This is a genomic window from Yinghuangia seranimata (genome assembly GCF_029953285.1).
GTDB lineage: Bacteria > Actinomycetota > Actinomycetes > Streptomycetales > Streptomycetaceae > Yinghuangia > Yinghuangia seranimata.
In genome coordinates, this window is sequence record NZ_JASAOI010000058.1 from 91318 (window position 1) to 105385 (window position 14068).

Genomic DNA, 14068 nt, shown 5'->3' on the forward strand with positions numbered 1-14068 from the left:
AGGGGTGCGGGGCTCACCGGGCCTCCTCGCCGCGCAGTGCCGGGAGGACCGCGTCGAACCCGGTGCGCAGCGCGGCCAGCGCCTCCGGGATGCGCCACGCGGCGCGGTCGCGCGGCCCGACCGGGTTGGACACCGCGCGGAGTTCGAGTACGGGCAGGCCGGCGGCGTCCGCCGCGGTGGCGACCCCGAAGCCCTCCATGGCCTCGGCGGCCGCGCCCGGGTGCCGGGCGATCAGCTCGGCGGCGCGCGCCGCGGTGCCGGTGACCGTGGAGACGGTGAGGACCGGGCCGACGGCGACGTGCGACAGTACGCGCGCGGCGGCCTCGACGGCCCGTTCGGCGAGTGCCTCGTCGGTGTCGAACGACGCGGTGCCGAAACCGAGTTCGTCGATCGGGGTGAACCCTTCGGCGGTCTCGGCGCCGAGGTCGGCGGCCACCACCCGGTTCGCCACGACGAACGTCCCGACCGGGGCGACGCCGGCGAAACCGCCCGCGATGCCGGCGCTCACGACGACGTCGTACGGCGCGAGCGAGAGCGCCGCCGCGGTGCCCGCGGCCGCCGCGGCCGGACCGACCCCGACGGCCAGCACGTCGACCCCGGGTATGGCGCCGCCGCCGAGCACGGCGTCGCGCTCGGCGGGCACGGCGGTGACGACCAGCACGCGCATGGGAGGACGGCTACTTCTGCTTGAGGCTGAAGAGCCAGACGTTCTTCGGGACGTCCTTCTTGTACTGGACGACGGCGACCGCGATCTGGTCGGAGTCCTGGAACGCGCCGAACGGCACCGAGTAGCCGGCGAAGTAGGTCTTGTCCTTGATCACCGCGGTCTGCCGGTTGCCGATCTGCACGACCCACCCGGTGTCCGCGACGGACGGCTCGACGCCGAAGCCGATCGTGGTGCCCTCCGACACGCGCAGCACGGTGGGCTTGGCGCCCGACTCCTTCGCGCAGTCGGCCGCGGGCTCCTCGCTCGGCTTCACGTTGCGGCAGGCGGCCTCGGAGTGCACCGAGTCGTCGCCGGCGACCAACGTGACCAACGCGGACGGCTTCGTGTCCAGGTCGCACCCGACGAGCGTCAAGGATCCCAGCAGTGCGACAGCCGCGATCGCGGCGCGGCGGCGGTTCGTCATGATCGGAAGGTTACCGGGCGCCGCGCAGCCGGAAGCCGGGGGACCGCGCCGGGCGCGTCCGGCGCGTCGTGAGCCGGCGGGCGGCGGTGAACAGGGTGAGCAGCAGCACCGCTGCCGCGACACCCATCCCCAGCGTGCCGTTCAGCGGGAGCGCGATGCCGATGGCGCCGCCGACCACCCACGCCAGCTGCAGAGCCGTCTCACTGCGCGCGAACGCCGAGGTGCGGACCTCTTCGGGAATGTCCCGCTGGATCATCGCGTCGAGCGACAGCTTGCCGAGCGCCTGAGCGAGGCCGGCCACCGCGGCGACCGCCAGCACGGTGGGCAGCCCGTAGAAGAGCGCGGCGGCGACCGCGGACCCGGCGGAGACCGCGACGACGCCGAAGATGATCGCCTCGGGCGCCTTGGACTTGAACCACGCGCCCAGCGCGGTGCCGACCGCGTTGCCGACCGCCGCGGCGATCACGACCGCGCCCAGTGCCTGCTTGGTGCCGAGCCCGCCGACCGGCTGCTCGCGCAGCAGGAAGCCGAGGAACATGATCAGGAAGCCGGAGAAGCCGCGCAGCGACGCGTTCGCCCACAGCGCCAGCACCACCGACGGGCCGACGCTGCGCAGCCGGCGCGCGCCCTTGCGCGGCCGGTGCCCGGGGAAGTGCGGCTCGTGCTCGACGCCCGGCGCCTCGTGGGTGAACGACGCACGGTCCTCGCCCTTGGCCGAGTCCACCTTCGAGGGCAGCGTGAACGTCAGCACGGCGCCGACCACGAAGACCACCGCGGCCGCGTACATGATCCACGAGGTGCCGTGCCCGAACTTGAGGGCGCCCGCGACCGGCGCCGCGAGCATGGTGCCGATCAGGCCGAACAGCGTGATCCGCGAGTTCACCTTCACCAGCGACATCGAGCGCGGCTGGAGGCGGGGCACGACCGCGCTGCGGGAGACGCCGTACGCCTTCGAGATCATCAGCACGCCGAACGCCTCGGGGTACAGCTCCAGGCTGGCGTCCTCGATCGACGACGCCATCATGTAGGCGAGCACCGCGCGCCCCAGCATCGTGACGGCGATGGCCACGCGCCGGCCGCGCCGCAGCCGGTCGAGCAGCGGGCCGATGATCGGCGCCATCAGCGCGAACGGCGCCATTGTGACCAGCAGGTACAGCGCCACGCGGTCGCGTGCCTCGCCGGTCGGCACAGAGAAGAACACCGAGGTGGCGAGCGCGATGGTGACCAGCGCGTCACCCGCGTTGTTGAGCGCGTGCAGCTCGATCAGCTTGCCGAGCCCGCTCTCGCCCGCGCCCTTCGAGTGCGACGCGCGGCGGAACCGGCGGGCGGTCTCACCGGGCAGCGCTCCGGCCCATCCGACGCTACGCCGGAACCGCCCGGCTCCGTGCGTGCTGCTTCCTCGCGCACGCATCGCGCCTACCCTCGGTTCGCTTCCAGTCCGCAAGGCTCCCACCCCTTGAATGCTGCCCCTTGCCGTCGCAAATACGTCGGATCCACGGCCGGTCCACACCCGATATGCATCCGATCTGTGTCCGATCTACGCCGGATGTACGTCTCTCTCGACACGCCGGAAGGGGTGGTCGGTTGCACGTCCGGGACGGGAATCCGTGCCTCTTGAGGGTAGCCCTCGCCATACCGCCCGGAGGTTGAGAGAGAATCACTCTCGTGAGTGCCCCGATCCGTAGCCGAACCCCCGACCGCCTGTGCGCGGAAGCCGTCGACCTTGCCCTTGCTGCGGCCGAGGATGTGGCAGGCCCGGGTCGGGTCGGCGGACATCTCGGCGTCCAGGTGGAAGGCGACCGCGTCGTCACCCATTTCTTCGCCTGCCGTGAAGACGCCTACCAGGGGTGGCGCTGGGCGGTGACCGTTGCGCGCGCCCCCCGCGCCAAGCTGGTGACCGTCGACGAGACCGTTCTCGTGCCCGGCCCGGACTCCCTGCTGGCCCCGAGCTGGGTGCCCTGGGAGGACCGGCTGCGCCCCGGCGACCTCGGGGTCGGCGACCTGCTGCCGACCAAGGAGGACGACGAGCGCCTCGAGCCCGGGTACACCGATGTGGACCCGGAGGACGCCGAGGAGCCGGTCGGCTTCGGCCCCGGCGCGGTCGCGCAGCAGCTCGGCCTCGGCCGGCCCCGGGTGCTGTCGCCGCTCGGCCTCGACCTCGCCGCCGACCGGTGGGAGGAGCACTTCGGCGTCCGCACGGCGATGGCGCAGGCCGCCCCCGCGCACTGCGTCTCGTGCGGCTTCCTCGTCAAGATCGGCGGCCCGCTCGGGCAGGCCTTCGGCGTGTGCGCCAACGAGTACGCGCCGGCCGACGGCCACATGGTCTCGCTCGGCTTCGGCTGCGGCGGCCACTCCGAGGCCGCCGTGATGCCGGCCGTGCCGCCGATGTCCGCGCCGGTCGTCGACGACTACGAGATCGAGCCGGTCCGGGTGCACCCGGAGGCCGGGTCGGTCGACGACGCGGAGCCGGGCGAGGAGCTCGGCCACTCCTGACGGAGCCGGGGGTCGGGCCGCGTCGCGGCGGCCCGACCGCTGCCCGGTCACGCGTCAGCCGCCGACGAGCCGGTCCAGGACCGTCATCAGCGCGTCCGGCGGCTGGATGCTGAACTCCTGCGTGGCGTGGTCTATGCGGGTCAGCGAGGTGAGCGCGCCCGCGTGCCACCAGTACAGCCGCGGGGAGATCGAGCCCGCGTTGTCCTCGTACGCGCCGAGCCCGAAGTTGGCGAGGTCGTTGATCGCCTCGACGACGTGGCCGTCGGCGATCGGGTAGTAGACCATCAGGCTGCGCGCCGGGACGACGACGAGCGCCCCGTCCTCGGGCAGCGGCCGGCCGGTCGTGGCGAGCGCGTAGTCGTCCAGGACCAGGACCTTGCTCGCGACGAAGAACGAATCGCCGCTGACGTAGTGCAGGACCGCGCCGCCGGGGCGCTCGACGAGCTCGTGGTCGGCCGGCTCGGCCAGCAGGTTCGCCCGGCCCGCGGCGCGCAGCGCGTCGAGGCCCGCCGCGGCGACGTCGTCGTCGTGGAGCATCCGGACGGTGTCGGGCAGGTCCAGCGCGAGCGCCTCCACCAGGCCCTCGGCGACCGGGCGCACGTAGTCGAACCCGCCGTCGTCAGGGAGCGCGTCGTCGGCGAGCAGCCGCAGCCGGGTGTCGCGGAGCAGCTGGTCGGCGGGCGTGGCGCTGTACGGGGCGTTGAAGAACGCCGAGAAGTGCCGGTCGACGAGCGCGGCCCACTCGGCGGGCGGCGTCGACCGCGCGAAGTGCGCGAGGTTGTCGAGCGGGAGGTACTGGTCCTGCGAGACCCGGACCTGGTTGCCGCCGAGCGACATGGGCGACTGCCGCTCCGCGAACCAGTTGGTGACGAGCTGCCGCAGCCGCGTGGCCTCGGTGACGGTGAGCATCGGGAGGTGCGCGTCGGGACGGTCGGCCGTGGTGTCGTGCCGGTCGAAAATCATTCGGCCCATTCAACCGGACCCGTCCGACCGCGGCGCCGGGCGCGGACGTCCGGCGCGATGTGGACAGTCGGCAGCGGTGCGTGACCACGTGTCGGGGGAGCCGTGTTCGGACAGCCGCCCGCCGAGGGGGTTTGTCAGGTCTACGCCCTTTCTCCGGCGGATCCGGCGGCCGGATTTGGCACTCGGGGTGTCCTTGCGTGAAGAGTGGGTCCATGGGCACCGAGGACATCTTCGCGACGGCCGGACTGCGCCGGGCCGTACTGGACGCTTGGGCGGCACAGCCCGCGCGCTTTCGGGAGGACGCCAACGCCGAGGAGGAGCTCGCGCTCGGCGGATACCGGGACCGGCTGGTCGTCGAGCTGGCGCAGAACGCGGCCGACGCGGCCGCGCGCGGCGGGGTGCCCGGGCGGCTGCGGCTGACGCTGCGTGACGGTGTGCTCGCCGCCGCGAACACCGGTGACCCGCTGCACGCGGAGGGTGTCCTCGCCCTGTCCACGCTGCGCGCGTCCGCGAAGCGCGACGAAGGCCCCGGCACGGTGGGCCGGTTCGGGGTGGGGTTCGCGGCGGTCCTGGCGGTGTCCGACGAGCCGGTCGTGCTGTCCCGGACCGGCGGTGTGCGCTGGTCGCTGCGCGAGGCGCAGGAACTGGCCGCCGGGGTGCCGGAGATCGCCGACGAGGTGCTGCGCCGCGACGGCGACGTCCCGGTGCTGCGGCTCCCGCTGCCCGCCGAAGGCACCCCGCCCGAGGACTACGACACGGTCGTGGTGCTGCCGCTGCGCGACGTCGCCGCCGTCGACCTGGCGACCCGGCTGCTCGACGAGATCGACGACGCGCTGCTGCTGACGCTGTCCGGGCTCACCGAGATCGTCGTCGAGACGGACGCCGAGATCCGGACACTCACCCGCCGCGACGAGCACGGCGCCGTGGTGGTGTCCGACCGCGGCGTGGAGACGCGCTGGTGGGTCGAGTCGGCGGTCGGCCCGTTGGACGCCGCGCTGCTGGCCGACCGGCCGACCGAGGAACGGCTGCGCGGCGTCTGGTCGGTGCTGTGGGCGGTGCCGGTCGACGCGACGGGTGCCCCGGTGCCGCTGTCCGGCGGGTCGGTGTGGCGCGCGGGTTCCGCCCCCGACGACGCGGCGGGTCGTCCCCTCTCGGTGCGTCCCGTCGTGCACGCGCCGACCGCGTCGGACGAACCGCTTGGCCTGCCCGCACTGCTGATCGCCTCGTTCCCGCTCGACAGCACGCGGCGGCACGTCGCGCCGGGCCCGCTGCGGGACTTCCTGATCGCGCGCGCCGCCGAGGTGTACGCGAGCCTGCTGCGCGAATGGCCGACGCCGTTCAACCGCGCGCTGCTCGGGCTCGTTCCGGGGCTCGCGCCGGAGGGCGAACTCGACGCGCTGCTGCGGCGCGCGGTCCTGGAGCGGCTCGCGGAGACGCCGTTCCTGCCGACCGCGGGACCGAACGGGGCCGACGCAGCCGGCACAGCCGCCGCGGAGGCCGACCCGGAGGCCGCGGCGGACGCCACGTCCGGCACCCCGCACTCCGCGCACGCCGGCCTGCGCCCGCGCGACGCGGTGCTGCTCGAGGGCGCCGGCCCCGGCCTCGTCGCCGCGCTGACGCCGGTGCTGCCGGGGCTGCTGCCGTCCGGGCTCGACAAGTCGCCGGCGCTGCGCGCGCTCGGCGTGCGCCGCCTGCCGTTGGCCGAAGTCGTCGACCAGCTGGCCGCGTTGGACCGCGAACCGGAGTGGTGGCACGGCCTGTACACGGCCCTCGACCCGGCCGACCGCGACGCCCTCGGCGCGCTGCCCGTGCCGCTGGTGGACGGCCGCCTGGTGCGTGGCCCGCGGCACCTCCTGCTGCCCGGCCCGGAGACGCCGAAGCCCGCCGTGCTGGCGCCGCTCGACCTGCGGATCGTCCACCCCGACGCGGTGCACGCGCTGCTTGAGCGGCTGGGCGCGCTGCCGGCCGCGCCGCGCACGGTGCTGGCCGACCCGGCGGTACGCGAAGGCGTGGCGAACGCCGACGACCACGAGGACCCGGACGCCTTCACGGACGCCGTGCTGGAGCTGGTGCGCGCCGCGCACCTGACCGCCGGCGAGGAGCCGTGGCTCGCCGAGCTGCCGCTGCCCGACGACCGGGGCGAGCTGGTCCCGGCGGGCGAACTCATGCTGCCCGACGGGCCGTTGGCGGCCCTGGTGGACGACGGGACGCTCGGGGTCGTCGACGCGGCCGTGGTCGAGCGCTGGGGCGCGGACGTGCTGCGCGCGGTCGGCGTGCTCGACACGTTCGGCATGGTCGTCGAGGACGACGTGGTGCTCGACCACGACGCGTGCGACCACGACCTGGACCTGGAAGAGGACTGGCTGGACGACGTCCTCGACCACCTGCCGGACCCCGAAGTGCCGCCGGTGCTCACCAACTTCACCGCGGTGCGCGACCTCGACCTGGTCGCCGACGACGCGTGGGAGGAAGCCCTCGACCTGCTGGCGGCACCGCCGCTGCGTGCCGCGGTCGTCGACCCGGCCCGCGTGCAACTGCCGGACGGGGGACGGGCCGAGATCCCGTCGTACACCTCCTGGTGGCTGCGCGGGCACCCCGTGCTGGACGGCCGTCCGCCGGCGGGCCTCCTGGCGGCGGGCGCGGACCCGGCGCTGCACGGGCTGTACGAAGAGGTCGACTCGCACCTGGACGACGTGTTCCTGCGCGCGCTGGGCGTGCGGACCACCCTGGCCGCGCTGCTCGCCGAGCCGGGCGGCCCGGACGAGCTCCTCGACCGCCTCGCGAAGCGCTCGAACGAAGTCGGCCGCGACCAACTCCGGCTGCTCTACACGGCTTTGGCGGACGTCGACATGGACCGCGTGGACGCGCCCCACGAGGTGCGGGCGGTCGTCGCGGGCCGGATCACGGTCGTCGAGGCCAGCTCGGGCGCCGTCGCGGACGCGCCCGACCTCGCGGCGCTGCTGTCCGAGGACCCGGCCTGGGCTTTGCTGCCCGTCCGCCCGGACCGGGCGACGGCGCTCGCGGAGCTCCTCCAACTCCCGCTGGTGTCCGAGGTGGTGCCGGGCACGGTGCTGAGCGAGGGCCTCCGCCACGAGGTCCCCGACGCGGTGCTGGCGGCGCTGGCCGGTGCCCCGACCGAGTACGTGGAGCACGACACGCTGCTGGTCGCGGGCCCGGACGGCACCGAGCTCGAGGCCGAGTGGCGGTACGTCGACGGCGAGGTCCACGCCACGACCTTCGAGGGCCTGGCCCGCGGCCTGGCCTGGGCGGCGGGGGAGTGGCACCGCCGCTTCGAGGTGGCCCAGCTCCTGTCCGACCCGGGCCTGGCCCCGCTGCTGGACGCGGAACGCGACTTCGACAACCCGCTGTAGCCGGAACGGCCGAGGCCGCCTGGAACGTCAGGCGGCCTTGGCCGACCGGGCCTTCACGATCCAGCCCGACACGTGCCAGCCGACCTCCAGCACGGCCATGCCCGCGAGTCCCATGGCCACGGCGATGCCCCAGTTCGGCAGGTTCTGCGGGTAGAGCGCGAAGAACGTGCTGAGGAACGGGACGAACAGCGCCAGGAGATAGCCGCAGCCCATCGCGGCGATCAGGGCGATCTTCCACAGCGTGTACGGGCGGGCGACGATCGCGAGGATCCACATCGCGACCATGAACAGCGTGATCGTCGCCGCCGTGCGGTCCTGGTCGAGGTTCGAGGTGGGGTTGAGCCGGGCGAACCAGTACGTCAGGAACGTCGCGCCGGCGGCCACGATGCCCGACGGGACGGCGAACCTCAGCACCCGCTGCACGAAGCCGGGCCGGGCCCGCTCGTTGTTGGGCGCGAGGGCCAGGAAGAACGCCGGCGTGCCGATCGTCAGGGTGCCGATCAGCGTCAGGTGCCGGGGCAGGAACGGGAACGGCAGGCTCACGACGCCGATCAGCAGCGACAGCAGCAGCGAGTAGACCGTCTTCGACAGGAAGAGGTTCGCGACGCGCTCGATGTTGCCGATGACGCGGCGGCCCTCCGCCACGACGGAAGGCAGCGTCGAGAAGCGGTTGTCCAGCAGGACGATCTGGGCGACGGCGCGGCTCGCCGCGCTGCCGGACCCCATCGCCACGCCGATGTCGGCGTCCTTCAGCGCCAGGACGTCGTTGACGCCGTCGCCGGTCATCGCGACGGTGTGGCCCTTGGACTGCAGCGCGGCGACCATGGCGCGCTTCTGCTGCGGGGTGACGCGGCCGAACACCGTGTTGGCGTCCAGCCGTTCGGCGAGTTCGGCACGGTCCTCGGGGAGCGTGCGGGCGTCGACGGGGTGGTCGGCGCCGGGCAGGCCCAGCGTGCCGGCGACCGCGCCGACGGAGAGGGCGTTGTCGCCGGAGATGACCTTGGCGGCCACGTCCTGGCCCGCGAAGTAGCGCAGCGTGTCGGCCGCGTCGGGGCGCAGGCGCTGCTGGAGGACCACGAGGGCGGCGGGCCGGGCCTCGCTCGCGCCCTGCTCGGTCAGCCCGTCGGGGGCCTTCGCGAGGAGGAGCACGCGCAGGCCCTGGGCGCCGAGTTCGTCGACCTCGCCGAGGACGGGGTCGCCTTCGGGCAGCAGGACGTCGGGCGCCCCGAGGAACCACGACCCCTCGCCGGCGAAGCTCGCGCCGCTCCACTTGCGGGCGGAGGAGAACGGCTCGGTGCCGGTGACCCGCCACCGGTCGTCGTCGGGTGCGGGGCACGCGTCGACGATGGCCTGGAGGCTGGCGTTGGGGTGCGGGTCGGAGGCGCCGAACGCGCCGAGGACCTCCTTGACCGGCACACTGTCGTCGAGCGTCCGGATCTCGCCGACGTCCATGCCGCCCTCGGTGAGCGTGCCCGTCTTGTCGAGGCAGACGACGTCGACGCGCGCGAGGCCCTCGATGGCCGGCAGCTCCTGGACGAGGCACTGCTTGCGGCCGAGCCGCACGACGCCGACCGCGAAGGCGACGGACGTCAGCAGCATCAGGCCCTCGGGGACCATCGTGACGACGCCCGCGACCATGCCGGTCATCGCGCCGCCGAAGTCGCCGGCGTTGCTCTCCAGCTGGCTGATCAGCAGCAGGATCCCGACGGGGACCATCAGCCACGTCACGTACTTGAGGATGGTGTCGAGGCCGGACCGCAGCTCGGACTTGGTGAGGGTGAAGCGGCTGGCCTCCTCGGCGAGCTTCGCGGCGTACGCGTCGGCGCCGACCTTGGTCGCGCGGAACGCGCCGTTGCCCGCCGCGACGAAGCTGCCCGACATCACCGGGTCGCCGGGCTTCTTGTGCGTGGGGTCGGACTCGCCGGTCAGCAGCGACTCGTCCAGCTCCAGCCCTTGCGCCTCGACCACGACGCCGTCGACCACGACCTGTTCGCCGGAGCCGAGTTCGCACACGTCGTCCAGGACGAGTTCGCGCGGCGTCAGCTCGACGGTGTGTCCGTCGCGGCGGACGCGCGGCTTGGCCTCGCCGACCACGGCGAGCGCGTCGAGGGTCTTCTTGGCGCGCAGCTCCTGCACGATGCCGATGCCCGTGTTGGCGACGATGACGAGGCCGAACAGCCCGTCCTGGGGCTCGCCGAAGACCATGATGATGACGAACAGCGTGCCGATGATCGCGTTGAAGCGGGTGAAGACGTTGCCGCGGACGATCTCGACGGCGCTGCGGCTGGAGCGTGCCGGGACGTCGTTGACGGCGCCGCGCGCGACGCGTTCGGCGACCTCGGCGGTGGTCAGGCCGCGCGGTGAGAGCGCGGCCCCGGCCGGTGCGCCGGCGAGCGGCTCGGCGGGCGGCGGTGTCCCGGCGTCGGTCATGGACCGACGTTACGTCATGGAATGTCGGATTCCGCGGTGATTCCGACCGGTGCGGGAGGGGCGGACGCGGCCTCAGTCCTTGGTGGGGCGGCGCTCGTACGCGGCGCGGCTGAGCGCGTCGCGGCGGCGCCGCACGTACCAGAGGCCGAGCAGGCCGAGGCCGGCCCCGGCGAGCGCGCACCAGGGCCACCACTCGTGGCCGTCCTCCGCGAGGCTGTCGCGGAACGGGAGCGAGATCAGGAACAGCACGAACCAGACGACCGTGCCGATCATGACGATCTTGACGTCGTCGGCTTCCAGCGGCTCGGGGTCGGGGCGGCGCACGCGCTTGCCGGAGGGGGCCGCCGGGGCGGCCGCGGCCCCGCGGTCCGGCCGGTCGCGGCGGGCCGCGCCGCGGTCGTCGCCGGAGGCCTTCCGCGCGTCGGCGGCACGGTCGTCGGACGCGTCGCCCCCGGCGCGCTCGGCGTGACTTCCGTCACCCGAGCCCTCCGCCGGGTAGCCGCCGGAGCCGTAGCCGTCGGAGTCGTCGGTCGCATAGGCGGCGTAGCCCTGGTCGTGGTCCGCGCCGTCCGATTCGGTCCGGGCGTAGCCGGACGCCGCGTAGCCGCCGTTGTCGTAGCCGGGTGCCGGGTAGCCGCCGTCGCCGTACGGCGCCGCCGGATATCCACCGCTTTGCTGGCCGGTCGACGCGTACGCGCCGTCGTACGAGCCCTCGTACGCCCCGTCGTAGGCCCCGCCGTACGCCTGGCCGGCGGGCGGGTACGCCTGCGCGTCGTACTCGTCGCCCGGCTGGGCGGGCCGGTTCCCGTGCGTGCTCACAAGGGGCAAGGCTACTTGTGCGTCCCGGGTGTGCGGCGCAGCCCCTGGCGGGTCCCCGGTTTCGTTCCGCGCGGCGGGCGCGTGGCACCCTGTTGGCCCCGGCCGGTTGGAGCTTCCGCCAGTCGGGGCCGCCGCGTACGCCAGGTCCGTCGGTGGAACACACGAGTCCCGGCCCGGCGTCCCCCGCCCCGCACACCCCGAGGTAGCCCGATGACCGCCGCCGCCCGCGCGCCCGAGCACAGACGCGCCGAGCCCCCGAAGCCCGGCCGCGCGAACGCGCTCGACCGCTTCTTCACGATGTCGGCCCGGGGCAGCTCGCCGCTGCAGGAGACGCGCGGCGGCATCGCGACGTTCTTCACGATGGCCTACATCATCGTGCTGAACCCGATCATCCTGAGCGGCGCGCACGACAAGTACGGCCACCACCTGTCGCACGCCCAGCTGGTCACCGCGACCTGCCTGGTGGCCGGGGTCATGACGGTCATCATGGGCGTCGCGGGCAACCTGCCCCTCGCGATCGCCGCGGGCCTGGGCCTCAACGGCGTCGTGGCGTTCCAGATCGCGCCGGAGATGTCGTGGCCGGACGCGATGGGCCTGGTGGTGCTGTCCGGCGTGGCGATCGTCATCCTCGTGGTGACCGGCCTACGGCAGATGATCATGGACGCCATCCCGCTCGCCCTCAAGCAGGCGATCGGCGTCGGCATCGGCCTGTTCATCGCGTTCATCGGCCTGGTGGACGCCGGGTTCATCACCCGCACGCCGGACAAGGTCGGCTCGACCGTCCCGGTGACGCTCGGTCCCGAGGGGCACCTCAAGGGCTGGCCGACGCTGATCTTCTGCCTCGGCGTGATGCTCACCTTCATCCTGCTGATCCGCAAGGTGAAGGGCGCGATCCTCATCTCCATCGTCTCCATGACGGTGCTGGCGATGGTGGTCAACGCGGTCGCGGACGTCCCGGCCGGGCAGTGGGGCCTGATCACGCCCGAGCTGCCGGACAGCGTGGTCGGCGCGCCCGACTTCGGACTGGTCGGCAATGTGAGTGTGTTCGGCGCGTTCTCCAAGGTCGGCGTGCTGACCGCGGTGATCTTCATCTTCACGCTGATGCTGTCGGACTTCTTCGACGCGATGGGCACGATCATCGGCGTGAGCAACGAGGCCGGGCTGCTCGACGAGGACGGCCGCCTGCCGGGCATCGGCCGCGTGCTGCTGGTCGACGGCTTCGCGGCGGTCGCGGGCGGCGCGGCGTCGTGCTCGTCCAATACCTGTTACGTCGAGTCGACGGCCGGCGTCGGCGAGGGCGCCCGCACCGGGTTCGCCAACCTCGTCACCGGCGGTCTGTTCGCGGTCGCGCTGTTCCTGACGCCGCTGGCCACCGTGGTGCCGTCGCAGGCCGCGACGCCCGCGCTGGTCGTGGTCGGCTTCCTGCTCATGACGCAGGTCAAGGGCATCGACTGGGACGACTGGGAGATCGCGGTCCCGGCGTTCCTCACCATCGTGCTGATGCCGCTGACGTACAGCATCACCAACGGCATCGGCGCCGGCTTCCTGGCGTTCGTGCTGATCAAGGCGGCGACCGGCAAGACGCGGCAGGTGCCGTGGCTGCTGTGGGTCGTCGCGGCGTTCTTCCTCATCTACTTCGCGATCGACCCGGTCGAGCAGCTGCTCGGGATCGACTAGCGCGGGCCGAGGACGGCGCGGCGGTCGGCCGCGGCCTCCGCGCACGGGTCTTGTGCCTGTACGCGGGCGACGCCACCATCGGGCGGGTGGGGATGCAAAGCGGCACCATCGACGACGTGCCCTTGGCGCTGCTGTTCCCGGGCGCCGGGGCCGACCAGCTGGAACACGTCCGCCGCGTCGCGGCGGCGGTCGACGCGCTGCGGCCGCCCGGTGACCCGCCGACCTGGGAGTGGTGGCCCGAGCACGCGGTGTCCCCCGAGCCGATCGCCGGGGTCACCCCGCTCGTGCTGGTCACCGCGGTCGGCCTCTACAACGAGGGCCTCAACGCCGACTGGCTCGACCTCGAGCTGGACGTCGTGTGGGTGCGCCCCGGCGTGCTCGCGGTGATCGCGGCGGTGAGCGTCGCGTGCTGGTGCGACATCGACCACGCGACCCACTACCTGGAGGAGGCGGTCGTCGAGCTGGTGCCCGGCGTCGACCTCGGCGAGGCGATGGAGCTCGCGGCCGGGCGCATGCCGCGCTGGCTGGGCTGCCCGCACGACCCGGAGTACTGGCGCGCGCAGGGGCTGCTGCCCGCGCGCCCCAAGTCGGTGGGACCGCTGCCGGGCGTGCCCGCGGAACCGGTGGGGTCGGTGGAGGGCGCGGCGGAATAAGGGCGGCGACGGAAACGGTTACCCGTTAGCGAAGGTAATGATTTAAGCTAACGAACGTGTCCTTGTCCGATACCGACCGTGCCACGGTCGCGGTGCTTCGAGCGTCTGTGCTCAAGCTCGCCCGCCGACTGCGCAACCAGCGCGCCGACGAGACGCTGAGCCCCACGCAGCTGTCGGTGCTGACCGTCCTGGTGGTCCGCGGCGCCATGACGCCGGGCGAACTCGCCCGGCACGAGAAGGTGCAGCCGCCGTCGATGACCCGCGTCATCGCCGGCCTCGAGGAACGCGGCCTGGTGCGCCGCGACCCGCACCCCGAGGACCGGCGGCAGATCACCGTCACGGCGACCGAGCCGGCCGCCCAGGTGGTCGCGGAGAGCCGCAGGCTGGGGAACGCGTGGCTCGCCGCGCACCTCGACGGCCTGACCGAGGAGGAGCTCGCGACGCTGCGCGCCGCGGTGCCCGTCCTGGAGAAGCTCGCCCAGCTCTGAGCGCACAGCCCCCGTCACGGAGGCGTCGGACAAGAGGGACCGCC

Annotated in this window: 11 protein-coding genes; 5 read left to right on the plus strand and 6 right to left on the minus strand. The window is 73.6% G+C overall.

What is annotated here, in order from left to right:
- Positions 1 to 13: 13 nt before the first annotated feature.
- The 3 genes from QI554_RS34410 to QI554_RS34420 are packed head-to-tail and all read right to left on the minus strand — an operon-like array spanning position 14 to position 2541.
- Entirely contained in the window at positions 14 to 667 is a 654-nt protein-coding gene (locus tag QI554_RS34410) for a futalosine hydrolase (protein WP_281475855.1), read from the minus strand.
- Between the two features lie 10 nt (positions 668 to 677).
- Positions 678 to 1130, minus strand: a complete 453-nt coding sequence (locus tag QI554_RS34415; protein ID WP_281475856.1) for a hypothetical protein — start codon at positions 1128 to 1130, stop codon at positions 678 to 680.
- Between the two features lie 10 nt (positions 1131 to 1140).
- Positions 1141 to 2541 carry an MFS transporter gene (locus QI554_RS34420; protein ID WP_281475858.1) on the minus strand — a complete coding sequence of 467 codons (1401 nt, stop codon included), beginning with the start codon at positions 2539 to 2541 and terminating at the stop codon, positions 1141 to 1143.
- 266 nt (positions 2542 to 2807) lie between these two features.
- On the opposite strand from QI554_RS34420, the gene QI554_RS34425 reads away from it, so the two are divergent.
- Complete coding sequence (locus tag QI554_RS34425; protein ID WP_425528107.1) at positions 2808 to 3623, plus strand: DUF3027 domain-containing protein; 816 nt, start codon at positions 2808 to 2810, stop codon at positions 3621 to 3623.
- A gap of 54 nt (positions 3624 to 3677) precedes the next feature.
- On the opposite strand, the gene QI554_RS34430 is transcribed toward QI554_RS34425, so the two are convergent.
- Positions 3678 to 4586 carry a hypothetical protein gene (locus tag QI554_RS34430; RefSeq protein ID WP_281475860.1) on the minus strand — a complete coding sequence of 303 codons (909 nt, stop codon included), beginning with the start codon at positions 4584 to 4586 and terminating at the stop codon, positions 3678 to 3680.
- A gap of 212 nt (positions 4587 to 4798) precedes the next feature.
- Here QI554_RS34430 and QI554_RS34435 point away from each other — a divergent pair, with 212 nt between their 5' ends.
- Positions 4799 to 7957, plus strand: coding sequence for a sacsin N-terminal ATP-binding-like domain-containing protein (locus QI554_RS34435; protein ID WP_281475862.1), 3159 nt, complete (start codon positions 4799 to 4801; stop codon positions 7955 to 7957).
- Positions 7958 to 7984: 27 nt separating this feature from the next.
- Here QI554_RS34435 and QI554_RS34440 read toward each other — a convergent pair whose 3' ends face one another.
- Together QI554_RS34440 and QI554_RS43465 are read right to left on the minus strand one after the other, a co-directional pair.
- On the minus strand, positions 7985 to 10387 hold the full coding sequence (locus tag QI554_RS34440) for a cation-translocating P-type ATPase (RefSeq protein WP_281475863.1): 2403 nt from the start codon (positions 10385 to 10387) through the stop codon (positions 7985 to 7987).
- A 72-nt stretch (positions 10388 to 10459) separates the two neighbouring features.
- Entirely contained in the window at positions 10460 to 11206 is a 747-nt protein-coding gene (locus QI554_RS43465; protein WP_343230843.1) for a hypothetical protein, read from the minus strand.
- Between the two features lie 210 nt (positions 11207 to 11416).
- Here QI554_RS43465 and QI554_RS34450 point away from each other — a divergent pair, with 210 nt between their 5' ends.
- The 3 genes from QI554_RS34450 to QI554_RS34460 all read left to right on the plus strand — a co-directional run bounded on the left by QI554_RS34450 (position 11417) and on the right by QI554_RS34460 (position 14024).
- The gene (locus QI554_RS34450) at positions 11417 to 12883 is read left to right on the plus strand and encodes an NCS2 family permease (protein ID WP_281475865.1); all 1467 of its coding nucleotides are present in this window, start codon (positions 11417 to 11419) and stop codon (positions 12881 to 12883) included.
- 86 nt (positions 12884 to 12969) lie between these two features.
- Positions 12970 to 13536, plus strand: coding sequence for a hypothetical protein (locus tag QI554_RS34455; protein ID WP_281475867.1), 567 nt, complete (start codon positions 12970 to 12972; stop codon positions 13534 to 13536).
- Positions 13537 to 13592: 56 nt separating this feature from the next.
- Positions 13593 to 14024, plus strand: coding sequence for a MarR family transcriptional regulator (locus QI554_RS34460; protein WP_281475869.1), 432 nt, complete (start codon positions 13593 to 13595; stop codon positions 14022 to 14024).
- The last annotated feature ends 44 nt before the right edge of the window (positions 14025 to 14068 follow it).

What these genes read in the sequence shown, in the direction of transcription:
- QI554_RS34420 (WP_281475858.1), bottom strand. Translation starts at nt 2,541, where the DNA reads ATGCGTGCGCGAGGAAGCAGCACGCACGGAGCCGGGCGGTTCCGGCGT.
- QI554_RS34435 (WP_281475862.1), top strand. Translation starts at nt 4,799, where the DNA reads ATGGGCACCGAGGACATCTTCGCGACGGCCGGACTGCGCCGGGCCGTA.
- QI554_RS34430 (WP_281475860.1), bottom strand. Translation starts at nt 4,586, where the DNA reads ATGATTTTCGACCGGCACGACACCACGGCCGACCGTCCCGACGCGCAC.
- QI554_RS34415 (WP_281475856.1), bottom strand. Translation starts at nt 1,130, where the DNA reads ATGACGAACCGCCGCCGCGCCGCGATCGCGGCTGTCGCACTGCTGGGA.
- QI554_RS34450 (WP_281475865.1), top strand. Translation starts at nt 11,417, where the DNA reads ATGACCGCCGCCGCCCGCGCGCCCGAGCACAGACGCGCCGAGCCCCCG.
- QI554_RS34440 (WP_281475863.1), bottom strand. Translation starts at nt 10,387, where the DNA reads ATGACCGACGCCGGGACACCGCCGCCCGCCGAGCCGCTCGCCGGCGCA.
- QI554_RS34410 (WP_281475855.1), bottom strand. Translation starts at nt 667, where the DNA reads ATGCGCGTGCTGGTCGTCACCGCCGTGCCCGCCGAGCGCGACGCCGTG.